Genomic DNA, 18004 nt, shown 5'->3' on the forward strand with positions numbered 1-18004 from the left:
GGTAGGGTCAGGGTGCGGTCGATCGCTGGGCGGTCACCGTCGGGGCTTCCTCGCGTCTGCGTACGCCGCGCAGCGCCGGCGTGGCGGCGCTCGCGACCGAGGCGGCGAGCGCGAGCAGACCGCAGACCACGAACGCGGTGGCCGCCGACACATCGAGCAGGACGCCGGTGAGCAGTGCGGACAGGGGTGCCGTGCCGTAGCCGGTGAGCGCGTACCAGGACATGACCCGGCCGAGGTACTCCGGCGCGGCGGCGGACTGGAGGGCGGCGGCGGTGAGTACGGCGGCGAGGCCGCCGGTGACGCCGACGGTGGTGGCGAAGGCGAGCCCGGTGAGGGCGCCCGGGGCGATCCCGATGCCGATGACGGCGGCGCCGTTGAGCCCGCCGAGCAGCGCCAGGCGCACCCCCGGGCGGGGCGCGGCGGGCAGGACACCGGCGGCCATGCTGCCGACCAGGGTGCCGACACCGAAGGCGGCGAACAGCCAGCCCATCATCTGCGGGCTGTCGTAGACCTCCCGGGCCAGGCCCGGCACCCCCACGTTCATCGGCCCGGTCAGCGCCAGGTTGAGCACCAGCAGCAGGACGACCAGCACCCGGATCTCGCCGGTGCGCCAGACGTAGCCGCTGCCGGCGGCGACCGCGCGCAGCAGCCCGGTGCTGGCCGGGGGGACCTCCCTCGGCCGGCGGGGGCGTACCCGTAGCGCCAGCAGCGCCGCCACCGCGAACAGCGCCGCGCACAGCAGCAGCGGCGGCAGGCTGCCCAGCCCACCGATGAACACCCCGGCGACGGCCGGCCCGACGATGGTGCCGATGCTGAAGACCGTCCGGTGGGCGCTGTTGGCGGCGGTGACCTCGTCGGGCTCCACGCTCAACGGCACCATCGTCGACACGGCGGGCAGGAACAGCGCGTCGACCGCGCCGGAGAGCAACCGGGCCAGCAGGATGTGCCACAGCTGCACCGTGCCCAGCGCCACCGGCACGGCGAGCAGTGCGGTGACCGAGGCCCGGACGCCGTAGGACGCCACCATCACCCAGCGCGGGTCGAACCGGTCGGTCAGCGCGCCGCCGAGCAGGATCAGCACCAGCCGGGGGAGCCCGCCAACGAGCAGCGTGACGCCGAGGGCGAGGCCCGAGCCGGTCAGTTCCAGGGTGAGCCAGGACAGCACGGCCAGTTGCGCGGCCCCGGCGAGCACGGCGCTGACCTCGCCGAACCACAGCACCCGGAACTCGGGGCGCCGCAGCGGCCGGCGCAGTCGCTGCCATCCGTCCCAGGTCATCGGTCATCCGCCCCGAAGAAGCGGTGGGGGAGCCCGTCGTGCGCAGCCAACGCCGCGCCGGCCAGCCGGTCGAGGCCGCGCGGGGTGCCCAGCCGCAGCGCGTCCACGTGGACGTGGCGGTGCAGGTCGGCGACGTCCGCCCGGTCGGTGAGGCCGACCGAGCCGTGGACGTGCAACGCGAGCGCGGTCGCGGTCCGGGCCACCCGTGCGGCGGTGGCGAGCGCCTGGGCGGCGATCCGCTGCACCTCGTGCCCGGGCAGGTCCCGGTGCACCGTCGAGGCGGCGTACCGGCTGAGCATCCGGGCGCCCTCGGTGCGCGCCGCCGCCGCGGCGAGGGGGAAGGACACCGCCTGGAAGGAGGCCAGCGGGGCGCCGAACTGGCGACGGCGGGCGGCGTGCCGTTCGGCGGTGACGACGGCGGTCTCGGCGATGCCGACGAGGTACGCGGCGAGCCGGACCCGGGCGGCGGCGAGCAGCCGCGGCCAGGTGGACGGGGCGAGCGCGCGCTGCCGGGCCGCCACGGCGGTCAGGCGCACCTCGGCGGCCGGGCCGCCGGGCACGGTGAGCCCGGCCGCGCACGTGGGCACGGTGGCGATCCGCGCCGCGCCGTCGCGGCCCGGCGTGACCACGACCAGCAGGTCGGCCCGGTCGGCGTGGCGGACGTGGCGCAGCAGCCCGGTCAGGGTGTCGTCGACGGTGACGGTGCCGGTGGTGGTGCCCGGCGTGGCGGCGAGCCGTTCGTCGACGGCCACCGCCGCTCCGGCGACGCCGGCCCGCACCCGGGCCGCCGCCCGCTCGTCCCCGGCGGCGGACAGCAGGTCCACGGCGAACAGCACGTCCAGGTACGGTGAGCCCGGCAGGGCCGCGCCGACCGCCTCCGCGCCGGGCGCGTCGACCGGGACCGGGTCACTCGGATCAAGCAGTCCCGCGGCGGCGAGCAGCCGCCACCGCGCGCTCGCGGCGTAGCGCGGCGAGGTGTCGGGTTCGTGGCCCGCCCGGGCCAGCACCGCCTGCCGGGCGCGGGCCCGCCGGCGTTCCCGCTCGGTGTCGGTCAGGTCCATCACGCCACCGCGCCCGTGCCGCGGGACGCCGCGACGATCTGCAACATCATCTCCGAGGTGCCGGCCGAGATGCTCACCCCGGGCGCCTCCCGGCGGATCCACTCGGCGAAGCCGCCGTCGGTGGCGCCCGCCGACCGGGGCACGGCCACGTCCGCCCCGGCCAGGTCGGCGGCCAGGTCGGCGATGCGTTCGGCCAGTTCGCTGGCGACGTACTTGGCCATGGCCGAGTAGGCCGGGTCGAGGGCGCCGTGGTGGAGGTCGCTCAGGCAGCGCCAGCTCATCAACCGGGCCGCCTCCACCTCCGCGTCGAGGGCGGCGACGGTGTCGGCGACCGCCGGGTCGGCCAGCGCGCCGGTGGCGCGGGCGTGCGCGACCACCACGTCGAGCCAGTGACGGATCTTGGCGGACTGCTCCAGGCCGGTGCGTTCGATGGCCAGCACGGAGGTGAGCAGCGCCCAGCCGTGCCCGACCTGCCCGACCACGTCGGCGGCGTCGACGCGCACGTCGCGCAGCCGCACCTCGGCGAACTGCTCGTCGGCGGTGGTCGCGACGGGGTCGACCAGCACGCCCGGGGCCGACATCGACACCAGGAACAGCGTGATGCCGTCAGCGCCGGTCGGCTCCACCCCGGGCGTGGGCACGCGGGCCGAACACAGCGCCACGTCGCAGCGGTCGGTCCACAGGCTCCACAGCTTGGTGCCGGTCAGCAGGAAACCGCCGTCGGGCTGCGGCACCGCCGTGGTGCGCAGGGCGGCCAGGTCGGAGCCCGCCTCCGGCTCGCTGTGCAGGGTGCAGGCGAAGGAGCGGCCGGCCGCCATCGCCGGCAGGTGGCGCTCGCGCTGCTCCGGCGTGCCGGCGAGCAGCAGGAAGTAGCCGACGAAGTCCACCGTGACCACGTGCAGGGTGTCGTGCACGCCGTGCCAGTGCAACTCCTCGGTGACCGCCGCCGCGTCGAGGACGGTCCGGTCGACGCCGCCGAGGTGCTCCGGCCAGTTGGCGGCGAGCCACCCTCGCTCGCCCAGGTCCTGGTAGAGCTCCCAGGCCAGCGCGTCACCGCCGTCGGCGAACCGGCCGGTGCTGCCGATGATCTTCGCCGACCGTTCCGAGCGCAGCAGCCGGCACACCTCGTCGCGGAAGTTCCGCTGGGCCGCGTCTATTCGGAATTCCATGGACTCCTCGCTCATCGAATGCTTCGCCCGCTGATTCGCGTTGGGCTTGACAACATGGCGACGAAAATGACTATCTAGGTTCGTGAGAAGTGGTGTCAACCCCTCGCACCAATCTGGAGACAATGTGGCTGAGGACGGCAGGAACACAATTGATCCGCGTCCGCGGATGCCGGTCGCGCGAGCTGAACTGCGGGAACGCATCGACTCGCTGCGGGCGGCCGCCGGGCATCCGAAAACATTGACGACAGCGGCCGGGTCGGCAGATCCTGGCGAATTCTCGCCAGTTCCGCCCCGGCCCGCCGGGGTGCTGCCGCTGTCGTTCGCCCAGGAGCGCATGTGGGTGATGGACCGCATGCGTCCGGGCACCGCGGCCTACACCATCCCGGTCGCCGTGCGGCTGCGCGGCCCGGTCGACGTGGCCCGGCTCGACCGGGCGCTGAGCCTGGTGATTTCCCGCCACGAGCCGCTGCGCACCCTGGTCGATGCCGACGCCGACGGTCCGCGGGCGCGTCTGGCCGCCGCCGTCGACGGCCGGCTGTCCCGCCACCAGGCCGCCGACGCCGCGTCGGCCGCCGATCTGGCGGTGACCCTCGCGCACCGCCCGTTCGCGCTGGACCGGGAGATCCCGGTGCGGGCCCACCTGATCGGCTACGGCCCGGACGAGCACCTGTTCGTACTGCTGGTGCACCACATCGCGGCCGACGGCTGGTCCTGCGGCCTGCTCCTGGACGAACTCGCCACCGCCTACCGGGACCAACTCGACGGCCGGCCGTCCACGCTCGCGCCACTGCCCTGCCGCTACGGCGACTACGCCGCCTGGCAGCGGGCGCGCCTGCCCGAGGGCAGCGACGACCCGCACCTGGGCCACTGGTTGCGCGAGCTGGCCGGCGAGCTGCCGCGCGTCGAGTTCCCCACCGACCGGCCCCGGCCGCCGGTGCCGGGCGGACGGGGCGCGGTGGTGCAGCACCCGGTGCCGGTGGCGACCGCGGCCCGGCTGCGGAGCCTGGCGGCCGGGGAGGGGGCGACCATGTTCATGGTCGTGCTCGCCGGCCTGCACGCGGTGCTGCACCGGCACACCGGTCACACCGACATTCTCACCGGCGCGCCGTCGGCCATTCGCGGCCGGGCCGAGTTGGAACCACTGGTCGGTCTTTTCCTCAATACCGTCGTCTACCGCTCCGATTGTTCGGGAAACCCGACCTATAAAGAACTGCTGCACGCCTTGCGGGACAAGGCGCTGGCGGCGCAGGATCATCTCGACGTCCCTTTCGAACGGGTCGTCGAGAGTCTGCGACTGCCGCGTGACACGAGCCGAAATCCGGTTTTCTCCGTGAGTTTGACATTTCAGAACGCCCCCGCCGTCGCCCCCGCGTTCCCCGGCCTGGACGCCGTTGCCGTCGACCTGGACGTCAAGACGTCGCGGTTCGACCTGAGCGTGCTCGCCGCCGACGACGAGAACGGCCTGCGACTCGCCTCGGACTACGACACCGACCTGTTCGACGAGGCGACGGTGCGTCGGGTCCTCGACCACCTCACCCGGCTGCTCGACCACGCCGCCGAGGCGCCCCACACCCGCCTGTCGGAGCTGCGGATGATCGGCCCCGCCGAACACGCGCTGCTCACCGCCGGCTCACCGTGGCCGGCCGGGGACCGCCCCGAGGTCGGTCTCGCCGACCTGGTCGCCGAGACCACCGCCCGGCAACCCGATGCGGTGGCCCTGCGCTGGCGCGGCGGCTCGCACACCTACCGCGACCTCGGCGAGCGCGCCGACACGGTGGCCCGCCGCCTGCGAGCCCTCGGCGTCGCACCCGAGGACGTCGTCGCGATCGGCGTGCCCCGCGGCCCCGACCAGGTGGCGTTGGTGCTGGGCATCCTGCGGGCCGGCGCCGCCTACCTGCCGCTGGACCCGGCCTACCCGGCCGACCGGCTCGCGTTCATGGTCGCCGACTCCGGCACCCGGCTGGTGATCGGCGCGCCCGCCCCGGTGCCGCCGGGCGTACGGGTGCTGAGCCCGCAGGAGCTGCTCGCCCCGACGCCGGCGGAAACCGGTGCCGGTGACCTGCCCGTCGTACACCCCGACAACCCGGCCTACCTGCTCTACACCTCGGGCTCCACCGGCACCCCCAAGGGGGTGCTGGTCTCGCACCGCAGCGCGACCGCGTTCGTCACCACCTGCGCCCGGTGCTTCGCGTTCCGGCCCGACGACGTGCTCGTGCAGTTCTCCTCGCTGAACTTCGACGTCTCCGTGTTCGACATCTTCACCACCCTCACCGCCGGCGCCGCGCTGTGCCTCGCCGACCAGGACACCCTGCTCGATCCGGGCGCGCTGACCGCGCTCATGCGCGCCGAGCGGGTCACCGTCGCCGACCTGCCGCCGGCCATGCTGTCGGTGATGGACGCCGACGCGCTGCCGTCCCTGCGGCTGCTGTTCGTCGGCGGGGAGGCGTACCCGGGGTCCCTGGTGGAGCGGTGGCTCACCGGCGGCCGGCGCTTCGTCAACGGGTACGGCCCGACGGAGGCCACCTGCGCGAGCCTGATGCACGACTGCACCGGCCCGCAGCCGGTGTCCCCGCCGATCGGGCGGCCGATGCCCGACCAGCGCGCCTACGTGCTCGACCCGCACGGCGCGCTCACCCCGGTCGGCGGAATCGGCGAGCTGTACCTCGGCGGGCTCGGTCTGGCCCGAGGCTACCTGCGCCGGCCCGGCCTCACCGCCGACCGGTTCGTGCCCGACCACGTCGGCGACCGGCCCGGAGCGCGGCTCTACCGCACCGGCGACCTGGTGCGGGTGCGCGCGGACGGCGAACTGGTGTTCGTGGGTCGGGTCGACGCCCAGATCCAGCTTCGGGGCCTGCGGATCGAGCCGGGGGAGATCGAGGCGGCGCTGCGTCGTGACCCCCGGGTCCGCGCCGCGACCGTCACCACCCGGGGCGAGGGGGACGCCCGCCGGCTCGTCGGCTACCTGGTGCCGGCCGACGGCGTCACCGTCGACCCGGCGGAGGTCCGCGCCGCCCTGGCCCGGTTCCTGCCGCGGACCATGGTGCCGGCGCAGCTCGTGGTGCTCGACGCGCTGCCGCTGTCGCCCAGCGGCAAGGTCGACCACGCCGCGCTGCCCGCTCCGCCGGAGCCCGGCGACGAGCGCGGCGACCCGGCTGCGACGGGCCCGGCGGGGGAGATCTTCGCCGAGGTGCTGGGCCTCGGCGCGGTCGCCCCGACGGACGACTTCTTCGCCCTCGGCGGCAACTCCCTCCAGGCCACCCAGCTGATCTCCCGACTGCGCAGCCGCCTCGGCATCGACATCCCGTTGCAGGCGCTGTTCGAGAACCCCACCCCGGCGGGCCTGGCCGAGATCGTCGCCCGGGCTGCCGCGCGACGGCAGGCCGCCGACGCCGTACGGCGGGAGGAGGCCGCCACCCGCGGCGAGGAGGGTGACCTGCTCGACCGGATCGCCGACCTGCCCGACGACGAGGTCGACGCCCTGCTGACCCGGATGCTGGAGGAGAAAGGATGACCACGGTCCCGAACCCCACCCTGTCGGCCGAGGACAAGCGGGCGCTGCTGGTGCGCCTGCTGCGCGAACGCGCCGGCCGCGCCGCCCACCCGCCCGCCACGCCGACCCAACGGACGCTCTGGCTGGCCGACCAGCTCGTGCCCGGGTCCCCGGTCTTCAACATCTACTTCGCCCTGCGGTTGGAGGGCCCGCTGGACCTGGCCGCCCTGCGCGCGGCGGTCACCGAGGTGGTCGGCCGCCACGACGCCCTGCGCACCACGTTCGCCATGCTCGGCGACGAACTGGTGCAACGGGTCGCGCCGCCGGCCGAGGTCCCCATGCCGCTGACCGACCTGTCCGGCGCGGGCGACGCCGAGGCGCGCGAGGCGGCCCTGGCCCGCGCGATGCGCGCCGAGAGCGACGTGCCCGCCGACCTCAACCACGGGCCGATCTTCCGGGCCAGCGTGCTGCGGCTGGCCGAGCAGGTGCACGTGTTCCAGGTGACCGTGCACCACACGGTGTTCGACGCGTGGTCCCGGGCGGTCTTCTTCCGGGAACTCGTCGCCGCGTACGCCGCGCACCGGGCCGGCGTACCCTCCGACCTGCCCCCGGACCCACCGCAGTACGCGGCGGTCACCGCGGTCGACGACGACGCGGAGCCGCGGGCCCGGCTGCACGACCAGATCGAGTACTGGCGTGCGCAGCTCGCCGGGCTCGCCGACCCGGACGTGCCCAGCTCGCGACGCCGGTCCGCGGAGCCGTCCTGGCGCGGCTCCCGGTACGTGTTCGCGCTGCCGACGCGGCTGGCCGAGCGGATGACGGAGATCGCCCGCGCGCAGCGGGCCACCCCGTTCATCGCGTTCCTGACGGTCTACTTCGCGTTCCTGCACCGCTACACCGGCGCCACCGACCTGGCGGTGCTCACCCCGGTCGCCGGGCGCACCACCACCGAGTCGGAGGACACGGTGGGCCTGTTCGCGCACACGCTGGTCGTCCGGGCCGACGTCGACGGTGGCCAGCGCTTCGTCGACCTGCTCGCCCAGGTCCGCGCCACCGCCCTGGCCGCCTACTCGCACCAGGACGTCCCCTACGAGCGGGTGGTGGAGGAACTGCGCCCGCCCCGCTCACCCGGCCGGCAACCGTTCACCCAGTTCATGTTCAGCATGCACAACACCCCGGAGCCCGACATCGACTTCGCCGGACTGCGCGCCCGGTGGCTCGACATCGACGTGGGCACCACCAAGCTGGACCTGCAACTGTCCATCGGCACCGACGCCGACGACCGGCCGGCCGCCGTCTGGGCCTACCGGGACGAGCTGCTCGACACCGACGACATCGTCCGGTTCACCCGGCACCTGCTGACGCTGCTCGACGCCGTGGTCGCCGACCCGACGACCCGCATCGGTGACCTGCCGCTGCTGGACCCGGCGGAGGCCGCCGAGACGCTCGCCCGGGGCCGGGGCCCGCACCTCGCCGTGCCGGCGGAGCCGGTGCCGGCCCGGATCGCGGCCCAGCACGCGGCGCGCCGCGACGAGCTGGCCGTGGTCGACGACCGGCGCCGGCTCGACCACGCCGCGCTGGACCGGGCGGTCCGCCGGGTGGGCCACGCGCTGCGCCGGCGGGGCGTCGGTCGAGGTGACCTGGTGGCGGTGCGGATGCGCCGGGGGGCGCCGGTGGTGGCGGTGCTGCTGGCCGTCGGGCGCGTCGGCGCCGCACCGATCCCGCTGGAGGCGGACCTGCCCGCGGAGCGGGTGCGGCTCATCCTGGCCGACGCCGGCGCCGCGCTGCTGGTCACCGATCCGGACAGCGCGCTGCCCGGCGTCGAGGCGCTGGTGCTGCCGGACCCGGCGGTGCTGGACGGCCCCGACCCGGGGCCGTTGCCGGTGGTCCCGCTCACCGACCACGACCGGGCCTACGTCATCTACACCTCCGGGTCGACCGGTACGCCCAAGGGCGTGGCCGTCGGGCACGGCGCGCTGCGCCACCACGTCGCCGCCACGGCGGACCTGTGGGGTTTCGCCCCCGGCCACCGGTACGCCGCGGTGCAGCCGTTCTCCGTCGACTCCTCGGTCACCTTCCTGTACGGCGGGTTGGCGACCGGCGGCACGCTCCTGGTGCTGGACAAGGACACCGCGCTGGACGGCCCCGAACTCGCCTCGCGGTTCGCCGCCGACCGGCCCGAGCAGTTCAAGCTCGCCCCCTCCCACCTGGCGGCGCTGACCAGCGGCGACACGTCGGCCGCGCCGGTGCCGGCCCGGGTGCTGATCCTCGGCGGCGAGGCGTTCTCGCCGCAGTGGGCGCGCGCACTGGCCGCGGCGCACCGGGACGTGGCCGTGTACAACAACTACGGCCCCACCGAGACGACGGTCGGGGTGCTGGTGCACCGGGTCGACCCGGACGACCCGCTGACGCACCGCTCGGTCGTGCCGCTGTCCACCGTGCTCGCCAACTGCGTCGTGCACGTCCTGGACGACGCGCTGCGACCGGTGCCGCCGCTGGCCCCGGGGCAGATCTACATCGGTGGCCCGCAGGTCTCGCTGGGTTACGTGCGGGCGCCGGCGGCGACCGCGGACCGTTTCCTGCCCGACCCGTACGGCCCGCCGGGCGCCCGCCTCTACCGCACCGGGGACCGCGCCCGCCGGATGCCCGACGGCAGCGTCGACTTCCTCGGCCGGGTCGACCACCAGGTGCGGATCCGGGGCAACCGGGTGGAGCTGCACGAGGTCGCGGCCGTGCTCGGCGACCACCCGGCGGTGCGTGAGGCGGTCGTGCACGCGACCGGGGCGGGCGGGGACACGACGCTCACCGGTTACGTGGTGCTCGCCGAGCCGGTCGGCCGCGCCGATCTGATCGCGCACACCGCCGCCCGGCTGCCCACGCACATGGTGCCCGCCGCCGTCGTGGTGCTGGACGCGTTGCCGCGCACCGCTCAGGGCAAGCTCGACCGGCGTCGCCTGCCCACCCCCGCCGGCGACGACGTGACCGTCGCGGTGTTCGAGGAGCCGGCCGGGGAGACCGAACGTGCCCTCGCCGGCATCTGGCGCGACCTGCTGGGCCGGGACCGGGTCGGCCGCCGGGACGACTTCTTCGCTCTCGGCGGCCACTCCCTGCTCGCCACCCGCCTGGTCAACCGGATCGGCGACACCCTCGGACTGCGGGTGTCGCTGCGGGACGTGTTCACCCACTCGACCCTCGCCGGGCTGGCCGGCATGGTCGACTCGACGGCCGCCGCCGGGCGGGCGCGTACCGCCGCCCGGTCGATCATCACGTTCGGCCGTGCCGGCGTCGCGGACCTGGTGCTGCTGCCGGCCGTCGCGGGCACCGCCGGTTGCTACACCGACCTGGCCCGGGTGATGCGGGCCCGCGGCGACACGCGCCTGGCCGCGCTCGTCGCACCCGGGATCGACGACGACGGCCCGCCGATGCGCAGTGTCGGCCGGCTCGCCCGGCACTACCTGGACGTGCTGGGCGCCGCCGGGCACACCGGCCCGCTGCTGTTGGCCGGCTGGTCGATGGGGGGCCTGGTGGCGCACGAGATGGCCGCCGTCGCCCGGCAGGGGGACCCACGGGTACGCGGCATCGTGCTGATCGACTCCGGGGTGCGCCCGGCCCGGTCGGCCGGCCCGGCCCCCGGCGAGATCAGCGCCATGTTCGCCGGCGACGTGGTGGCCTCCCTGGGACTGGACGTGCCGACGCCCACCGTCGAGGAGTTCGCCCGGCTCGACCCGGCCGAGCACGACGCCGTCCTGCACCGGTTCCTGCTCGACGCCGGCGCGCTGCCGGCCGGGTTCGAGCTGGCCGACCTGGCCCGCCGCCGAGCGGTGTTCGCCGACCACGTCACCGCCATCGTCACCTACATCCCGTCCCGGCACCGGCGGCCGACGCTGCTGGTGCAGGCGGACCACTCCGGCGACAAGGCGCCCGGCTGGACGCCGTACCTGCCGCCGGACCACGAGCGGGTGGTGCTTCCCGGGACGCACTACTCGCTGCTCCGTCCGCCCACGGTCGACCGACTGGCCGACCTGCTGCACGCCCGCCTCGTCGGGCGCGACGACCCCGAGGAGTGACCGTGCACGAGCAACCGGACTTCGCCCACCCGATCCTGCTGCCGGAGCGGATCGCCACCCAACCGGAGACCGAGGAGGCGGTGTATCCGGCCGACCCGGGCGCCGCGCCGTGGCGGCACGGTGACCTGCGGGACCGGGCCGCCGCGATCGCCGCCGTCCTGCGGGCCGTCGGCGTCGGCCGGGGCGACGTGGTGGCGATCCTGCTGCCCCGGGTGCCCGACCTGGTCGCCGGCGCGCTCGCGGCCTGGTGGGTGGGCGCCTGCTACCTGCCGGTGGACCCGGCGTGCCCGCCCCAGCGGCTGCGCTTCATGCTCGAGGACGCCGCCGTGGCCGCCGTCCTCACCGATCCGGTGGCCGTCCCGCTCGCCGCGGAACTGCCCGACGGCGTCGCGGTGGTCGACCTGACCGGCGTCGAGCCCGCGCCGCACCCGCCCGCCCGGCACCGCCCGCACGCCCGGGACCTGGCCTACGTCATCTACACCTCCGGTTCGACCGGCCGGCCCAAGGGGGTCGCGGTGGAGCACGGCAGCCTCGCCGGGCTGACCGACGCCTACCTCGCCGCCACCAAGCTGGGCCCGGGTGAGCGGACCAGTCACCTCGCCGGGCTGGCCTTCGACGCCACGGTCTGGGAGACCTGGCCGGCACTGGCTGCCGGCGCGGCCCTGCACCTGGCCCCGGAGCCGGTACGCACCGACGCGCCGGCCCTGCTGGAGTGGTTCGCCGCCATCGGGATCACGGTGGCGTTCGTCCCGACGCCGGTGTCGGAGCGGATCATGGCGTTGCCCGATCCGGCGGAGCTGGCGTTGCGGGTGCTGGTGACCGGCGGTGACCGGCTGCGGTCGCGGCCGCTGCCGGGGCACCCGTACGCCGTCTGGAACGCCTACGGGCCGACCGAGGCCACCGTCGCGGTGACCATGGGCGAGGTGACGCCGGCCGGGCCGCTTCCCCCGCCGGTGGGCCACCCGCTGGCCGAGGCGCGGCTGTCCCTGGTCGACGCCGACGGCGAGCCGGTCGGGCCCGGCCAGGTCGGTGAGCTGCTCGTCGGTGGGGCGCCGGTGGCCCGGGGCTACCTCAACCGGCCGGCGCTGACCGCCGCGGCGTTCCTGCCCGACCCGCGCCCGGGCGTCGAGGGCGGCCGGGTGTACCGCACCGGCGACCTGATGCGCCGCGACGAGCACGGCGAGTACGCCTTCGTCGGCCGGGCCGACCGTCAGGTGCAGATCCGGGGCAACCGGGTGGAACTCTCCGAGGTCGAGGTGGGCATGCTGCGTACGCCCGGCGTGGCCAACGCGGTGGCCGCGGTCCGCCCCGCGGCCTCCGGCGAGCAGGTGCTCATCGGCTACGTCGTGCCCGCCGCGGACGCCGACCGGGACGGGCTCACCGATCGGGTCGCCGACGTGGTCCGCGCCGAGCTGCCCGCCTACATGGTGCCGACGAGCTGGCTCCTGGTGGACTCGGTGCCGCTGACCGCGAACGGCAAGGTCGACGTGGCGGCGCTGCCGCTGCCCGACGTCGGCGGCGCGGCGCCCGTCGACGCGCTGGAGGAGTTCATCGCCGGGGTGTGGGCGTCCGTGCTGGGGGTGGAGCCGTCCCGGCACGACAACTTCTTCGACCTGGGCGGGCACTCGCTGGTCGCCGGCCAGGTCACCGGCCGCATCGGCAGCGCGTTCGACCTCGACATCCCCGGGCGCGCGATGTTCGACGCGCAGACCGTCGCCGACCTCGCCGAGCTGGTCCGTGACCGCCACCCGGCGCCCGACGAGCTGACCGAGATCGCCCGCATCCACCTCATGGTCGACGCCTTGTCGCCCGACGAGGTGGGGGAACTGCTGAGCCGGCAGGACAGCGGCACCGACGCCACCAACTGACCATCCACCAGCCCAACCAGGAGGGATCATGGACGAGACCGTGTTCCGGGTCGTACGCAACCACGAGGAGCAGTACTCGATCTGGCCGGCGGACCGGGAACTGCCGGCCGGCTGGACGCCCGACGGCACCGAGGGCACCCGGCAGGAGTGCCTGGACCACATCGACCGGGTGTGGACGGACATGCGGCCGCTGAGTCTGCGGCGGGCGATGGAGGCGGCGCGGTGAGCGCGCCGACGACTGTGGTCGCGCAGTCCGGCGCGGCGACGGTGGACCGGGCCACCCCGGAGGACTTCCTCCGGGTGCTCGACCTCGGCCGGGACGGGTTGCACGCCGTGCTCGACGCCGCGGCGGACGTGAAGGCCCGGCCCGAGGTGTGGCGCGGCCGGCACGCCGGCGGGACGGTGGTCTGCCTGTTCGACAAGCCGTCCACCCGCACCCGGGTCTCCACCGCGGTCGCCGCGCACCGGCTAGGGCTGCTGCCGGTCCTGGTCAGTCGCGAGGACAGCCAGCTGTCGCGGGGCGAGACGATCGAGGACACCGGCCGGGTGCTGTCCGCCTACGCCGACGCCATCGTCATCCGCACCCACGCGCACGAGACCCTGTCCCGGCTGGCCGGCGCCGCGAGCGTGCCGGTGGTCAACGCGCTCTCCGACGACCACCACCCGTGCCAGGCGCTCGCCGACGCGCTGACCCTTCGCGAGCACTTCGGACGGTTGGCCGGGCTGCGCGTCGCCTACGTGGGCGACGCCTACAGCAACATCTGCCACTCCCTGATCGAGGTGGCGGTGATGACCGGGATGCGGCTGACGATCGCGGCGCCCGCCGCGTACCACCCCGACCCGGCCGTGCTGGCCGGTGCCCGGGCCGCCGGCGGGGAGGGCACCGTGACCGTGGTGGAGGACCCGGCGGAGGCGCTGCGCGACGCCCACGCCGTCTATCCGGAGATCTGGGTGCCGATGGACAAGGAGCACCTGCGCGCCGAGCGGGAGGCCGACCTGCGGCGCTACCGGGTGGGCGACGCCGAGATGGCGCTCGCCGGCCCGGACGCGGTGTTGCTGCACTGCCTGCCGGCCTACCGGGGCCGGGAGGTGTCGGCGCAGGTCCTGGACGGGCCCCGCTCGGTGGTCTGGCAGCAGGCGGCGAACCGGCTCCCGACCGCGCAGGCGGTCCTGCACCTGCTGCTCGCCGGCTCCTACACCTGACCGGGCCCGACCCGGCCGCGCCCCGCGGGGCGCGGCCGGGTCGTCACCTGACGGTTCCGGCCCGGTCAGTCGCCGAGCGCGTCGCCGGGGCGGGCCGGGGGCAGCCCGGCCGCGTCGGGCCCGTCGGCCCGGTCGCGGACCCGGTTGAGGTCGCGCAGCAGGCTCGCCGCCGTCGGCCGTCGGCCCTGCCGTGGCCGCACCAGCCCGCCCAGGGGCAACCGACCGATCCGGTCCCAGGCGAGCCGCCCCCGGTCGTCGACGTAGCCCCGGGTGCCGCCGGCGTTGTCCGGGTGCAGGCAGTACGGGATGTCGAGGTAGCCCCGCCGGAAGGCGCGCAGCAGCGCCGTGCCGACGTCGTCGGCGAGGTCCCGTACGGCCGCCACGATGGTGGCGGCCTCACGGTGGATCCGGTGCTCCTCGTCGACGTCGACGACCGGGTCGCCGGGCCCGACCGCCGCGTCGGCGGCGGCCTCCAGCGCCGCGACGTTCTCGGCGATCGTGGGGATCCGGAAGGCCTCCGCCTCCGTCTTGACGATCAGCCGTTCGGCGCGGGCGGCGGCGGCGAGCCGGGCCGCGTCGGTGAGCACCCGGCGGGCCCCGTGGCGGGTGGTGGGGAAGACTCCCATGTAGGCGTACACCACCACGTGCTGGTCCTCGGTCGGGAGCAGTTCGTGCGCCAGCCGGCGCAGCGCCCGGACCGCGGCGACGTCCTGGGCGTGGTCCACCTGCTGTGCGTAGCTCACCGACACGCTGTCGACGCCGTGCTGGCAGAAGAACAACGCCTCCAGCACGCTCATCGCCACCAGCAGCGACGGCGGGCACAGCTGCCCGAGCAGGCAGCCGCCGAATGTTTCCAGGTGCGGCCGCACCCCGTCGTCGCGCAGCCGGGCCAGCCGCGCGCAGGAGCGCCGCCACGCCTCGACCGACTCGGTCAGCGGCGTCCGCCCGTACGGCAGGCAGTAGGAGACCGGACCGCCCTCGGTGGCGCTCAGCCCGGCGGCCACCAACCCGGCGACGATCGCCTCCGGGGTGGCGCATCCGTGCCGCACCTGCACCGGCATGCCCGCGACGTCGGCCAGGACCGCCCGGGTCACCGGCAGCGGGTGGGTGAGCAGCGGATAGCCGTTGAGTTCGGTGTCGTCGCCCACCGCCGCCGCGGCGGCGGCGAGGTCGCCGACCCGGGTGTAGCTGTCCACCGTGATGGTGCCGACGGTGGCCGCCCGGCAGGCCCGCACGGCCCGTAGGCCGGCCCGCATCCGGGCCGGGTCGGTGAATCCCATGCGGGGCTGCACGACCGTCCCTCCGGTGCGGGCGACGGCCCGCACGTGGGGGCCGAAGTCCGGCGCCCGGATGGCGGACGGGTGGGCGGTCACGCTGCCAGCGGGGTGTGGGCCGGCCGGCTCGCGAGGATCGCGCGCAGCCGGTGCACCCCGGTGTCGTCGGTGCAGACCGCGTCCGCGCCGGCGTCGAGCAGGCGGCGCGTCCGCTCGGGCGCCAGCTCGCCGGTGACGTCGAGCTTGCCGCCGATCACCACGGGCACGCCGGCCAGGCGCGGTTCGGCGCGCACCGCCCGGATCGAGTCGAGCCCGTCGCGATGGCCGTGCCCGTTGACGCTGCTCAGCACGATCAGCGACGGCACGGCGTCGAGGCAGGCCGACACCAGCAGGTCCGGCGGCACGCACGGCCCGAGGTTGCGGACGGCGTGCCCGCACTCCTCGATGAGCAGATGCAGGAACACCAGGTTCCAGGTGTGCGCGTCCGACGACACCCCGCTGACGACCACAGGGCCGGCGGTGCGTTCGGCCGGTGGGAGCGGACGTCTCATCATGGGTCCTCCTCGCGCCGACGAGCGGTCTGCCGGACGGCACGGTCGACGTGCTTCCACGGTAGGGCGCGATCGACGACCGTGACCGTCTCAACGCTGATCGCGAACAGTCGCCGGCATTGTCAGGGTGTGACGCACGAAGCCGGAACGCGACGAATCCCGTGATAGGAAGGGGTCATCGACGGGTGGAGGGCACCATGTCCAGGTCACACCTCGCACCACCCACCTGCCCCGACACGGTCGCCCTGGCGGCGGCGGTCCGCGAGCAGGTGCTCCAGATGGCGTGCGGCCCCGAGGGCGCGCACGTCGGCGGCGCGCTGTCCAGCGCCGACATCCTCGCCTGCCTCTACGGCGGGATCCTGCGGGTCGACCCGCGCGCCCCGGCGGCCCCCGACCGGGACCGGTTCGTCCTCAGCAAGGGACACGCGGCGGTCGGCCTGTACGCGGTGCTGGCGCTGCGCGGCTTCTTCCCGGTGGCGGAGCTGGCCGGCTTCGGTCGCGACGGCAGCCGGCTCACCGGCCATCCGCCGTGGGAGCTGCCCGGGGTGGACTTCGCCACCGGGTCGCTCGGGCACGGGCTCGCCGTCGGCCTCGGGTTCGCCCTGGCCGCGCAGCGGGCCGGCACCGACCAGCGGACGGTGGTGCTGCTCGGCGACGGCGAGCAGCAGGAGGGCTCGGTGTGGGAGGCCGCCGCGGCGGCCGGCCGGATGGCGTCCCCCGGCCTGCTCGCGATCACCGACTGCAACGGCCTCCAGATCAACGGCACGGTGCCCGACGGCGACGCCGACCGGATCGCCGCCCGGTGGGCGGCGTGCGGGTGGCGGACGGAGATCGTGGACGGTCACGACCACGCCGCGTTGCGGGAGGCGCTGCGCGGCCCGGACGCCGGGCCGCGGGCGGTGGTGGCGCGGACGGTCAAGGGCAAGGGGGTCCGGTTCATGCAGGGCCAGGCGCGCAGCCACCACGTCCGGCTGACCGAGGCGCTGCACTCACGGGCGTTGCGTCAACTGACGGCCGGCCGATGAGCGCCGCGCCGTCGCAGAAGGACGCGCACATCGCGGCGCTCGGCGCGGTGATGGCCGGCCGGGACGACGTGTGGTGCCTGGACTCCGACGTGGGGGGCTACCGGACGACGCTTGGCGAACGGTTCCCCGACCGCTACCGGGACTTCGGCATCGCCGAGGCGACGATGATCGGCGCGGCGGGTGGGCTGGCCGCCACCGGGCAGATGCCGTTCGCGCACTCCCTGGCCGGGTTCGCGGCCGTCCGCGCGTTCGAGCAGCTGAAGCTGGACGTGGTGGCGCCGGGCCTGCCGGTGCGGGTGGTCGCCACCCACTCCGGTCTGTCCGCCGGGCACTACGGCAGCAGCCACCATGTGTGCGAGGACGTGGCGGCGCTGCGCGCGCTGCCCGGCCTCACGGTGCTGACCCCGGCCGACGCGGTGTCCACCGGCCTGCTGGTCGCCGCGCTGGTCGACCACCCCGGGCCGGCGTACCTGCGGTTGGGGCGCAAGGCCGTGCCGTCGGTGTACCCGCGGGACGCGGTCCTGCGCATCGGCGAGGCGGTGCGGCTGGCCCCCGGCGACGACGTCACGGTGCTGGCCTCCGGGCCGGTGCCGGTGCAGGTCGCCCTCGCCGCACACCGGGCGCTCGCCGCGGACGGGGTCGGCGCGGGTGTGCTGGACGTGCACACGGTGGCGCCCCTGGACACCGCGGCGGTGGTCGACGCGGCGGTGCGCAGCCGGCTGCTGGTCACCGTCGAGGACCATTCCACCGTCGGCGGCCTCGGCTCGGCAGTCGCCGAGACCGTGGCGGAGCTGGCGCCGTGCCGGGTGGTGCGCGCGGGCGTGGCCAGCCCGCCGGCCGGCGGGGTGGGCGGGCACGAGGAACTTCTGTCCCGGGTGGGCGTCAGCGCCGCGTCGTTGGCCACCACGATCCGGGGGGCGCTCGCGCGCCGCTGATCCGGGTTCGACCCTGCGACGCCGCCGGCCTGACGCCGGCGGCGTCGTCGCGCGGGCGCGCCGCGGTCCGACCGCGCCGGCCCGC

Annotated in this window: 12 protein-coding genes; 7 read left to right on the top strand and 5 right to left on the bottom strand. The window is 75.6% G+C overall.

Features of this window, described 5'->3' with window-relative positions; all coding sequences use genetic code 11:
- Positions 1 to 7: 7 nt before the first annotated feature.
- From C8054_RS09090 to C8054_RS31695, 3 genes are read right to left on the bottom strand one after another with little or no spacing between them, the layout of a single operon-like run.
- Positions 8 to 1276 carry an MFS transporter gene (locus tag C8054_RS09090; RefSeq protein WP_107156310.1) on the bottom strand — a complete coding sequence of 423 codons (1269 nt, stop codon included), beginning with the start codon at positions 1274 to 1276 and terminating at the stop codon, positions 8 to 10.
- Positions 1273 to 2337, bottom strand: a complete 1065-nt coding sequence (locus tag C8054_RS09095) for an acyl-CoA dehydrogenase family protein (RefSeq protein WP_107156311.1) — start codon at positions 2335 to 2337, stop codon at positions 1273 to 1275. Before C8054_RS09095 ends, C8054_RS09090 begins: the two co-directional genes overlap by 4 nt.
- The gene (locus C8054_RS31695) at positions 2337 to 3506 is read right to left on the bottom strand and encodes an acyl-CoA dehydrogenase family protein (protein ID WP_158273822.1); all 1170 of its coding nucleotides are present in this window, start codon (positions 3504 to 3506) and stop codon (positions 2337 to 2339) included. Before C8054_RS31695 ends, C8054_RS09095 begins: the two co-directional genes overlap by 1 nt.
- 166 nt (positions 3507 to 3672) lie before the next feature.
- Between C8054_RS31695 and C8054_RS09110 the strand changes: the two genes are divergently transcribed.
- The 5 genes from C8054_RS09110 to argF are packed head-to-tail and all read left to right on the top strand — an operon-like array spanning position 3673 to position 14134.
- Positions 3673 to 7017 carry a non-ribosomal peptide synthetase gene (locus C8054_RS09110; RefSeq protein WP_107156312.1) on the top strand — a complete coding sequence of 1115 codons (3345 nt, stop codon included), beginning with the start codon at positions 3673 to 3675 and terminating at the stop codon, positions 7015 to 7017.
- A complete protein-coding gene (locus C8054_RS09115) occupies positions 7014 to 11063 on the top strand; it encodes a non-ribosomal peptide synthetase (RefSeq protein ID WP_107156313.1) in 4050 nt (1349 codons plus the stop codon). Before C8054_RS09110 ends, C8054_RS09115 begins: the two co-directional genes overlap by 4 nt.
- 2 nt (positions 11064 to 11065) lie before the next feature.
- Positions 11066 to 12931, top strand: coding sequence for a non-ribosomal peptide synthetase (locus C8054_RS31700; protein WP_158273824.1), 1866 nt, complete (start codon positions 11066 to 11068; stop codon positions 12929 to 12931).
- Positions 12932 to 12956: 25 nt separating this feature from the next.
- A complete protein-coding gene (locus tag C8054_RS09130; RefSeq protein ID WP_199199650.1) occupies positions 12957 to 13157 on the top strand; it encodes an MbtH family NRPS accessory protein in 201 nt (66 codons plus the stop codon).
- Positions 13154 to 14134 carry an ornithine carbamoyltransferase gene (gene argF / locus C8054_RS09135; RefSeq protein WP_199199629.1) on the top strand — a complete coding sequence of 327 codons (981 nt, stop codon included), beginning with the start codon at positions 13154 to 13156 and terminating at the stop codon, positions 14132 to 14134. Before C8054_RS09130 ends, argF begins: the two co-directional genes overlap by 4 nt.
- Positions 14135 to 14199: 65 nt before the next feature.
- On the opposite strand, the gene C8054_RS09140 is transcribed toward argF, so the two are convergent.
- Together C8054_RS09140 and C8054_RS09145 are read right to left on the bottom strand one after the other, a co-directional pair.
- A complete protein-coding gene (locus C8054_RS09140; RefSeq protein WP_107156316.1) occupies positions 14200 to 15507 on the bottom strand; it encodes a methylaspartate mutase in 1308 nt (435 codons plus the stop codon).
- Complete coding sequence (locus tag C8054_RS09145; protein ID WP_107156317.1) at positions 15504 to 15962, bottom strand: cobalamin B12-binding domain-containing protein; 459 nt, start codon at positions 15960 to 15962, stop codon at positions 15504 to 15506. The genes C8054_RS09140 and C8054_RS09145 overlap by 4 nt, the downstream gene beginning before the upstream one ends.
- A gap of 194 nt (positions 15963 to 16156) precedes the next feature.
- On the opposite strand from C8054_RS09145, the gene C8054_RS09150 reads away from it, so the two are divergent.
- Entirely contained in the window at positions 16157 to 16984 is an 828-nt protein-coding gene (locus C8054_RS09150; protein ID WP_107156395.1) for a transketolase, read from the top strand.
- Positions 16981 to 17919 carry a transketolase family protein gene (locus tag C8054_RS09155; RefSeq protein ID WP_107156318.1) on the top strand — a complete coding sequence of 313 codons (939 nt, stop codon included), beginning with the start codon at positions 16981 to 16983 and terminating at the stop codon, positions 17917 to 17919. Before C8054_RS09150 ends, C8054_RS09155 begins: the two co-directional genes overlap by 4 nt.
- The last annotated feature ends 85 nt before the right edge of the window (positions 17920 to 18004 follow it).

It is taken from the genome of Micromonospora sp. RP3T (assembly GCF_003027925.1).
In the GTDB taxonomy this organism is placed as follows: Bacteria; Actinomycetota; Actinomycetes; order Mycobacteriales; family Micromonosporaceae; genus Micromonospora.

Excerpts from the sequence above, each read along its gene's own strand:
- C8054_RS09090 (WP_107156310.1), bottom strand. The coding sequence starts at position 1,276 with ATGACCTGGGACGGATGGCAGCGACTGCGCCGGCCGCTGCGGCGCCCC.
- C8054_RS09115 (WP_107156313.1), top strand. The coding sequence starts at position 7,014 with ATGACCACGGTCCCGAACCCCACCCTGTCGGCCGAGGACAAGCGGGCG.
- C8054_RS09145 (WP_107156317.1), bottom strand. The coding sequence starts at position 15,962 with ATGATGAGACGTCCGCTCCCACCGGCCGAACGCACCGCCGGCCCTGTG.
- C8054_RS09150 (WP_107156395.1), top strand. The coding sequence starts at position 16,157 with ATGTCCAGGTCACACCTCGCACCACCCACCTGCCCCGACACGGTCGCC.
- C8054_RS31695 (WP_158273822.1), bottom strand. The coding sequence starts at position 3,506 with ATGGAATTCCGAATAGACGCGGCCCAGCGGAACTTCCGCGACGAGGTG.
- C8054_RS09095 (WP_107156311.1), bottom strand. The coding sequence starts at position 2,337 with ATGGACCTGACCGACACCGAGCGGGAACGCCGGCGGGCCCGCGCCCGG.
- C8054_RS09110 (WP_107156312.1), top strand. The coding sequence starts at position 3,673 with ATGCCGGTCGCGCGAGCTGAACTGCGGGAACGCATCGACTCGCTGCGG.
- C8054_RS09155 (WP_107156318.1), top strand. The coding sequence starts at position 16,981 with ATGAGCGCCGCGCCGTCGCAGAAGGACGCGCACATCGCGGCGCTCGGC.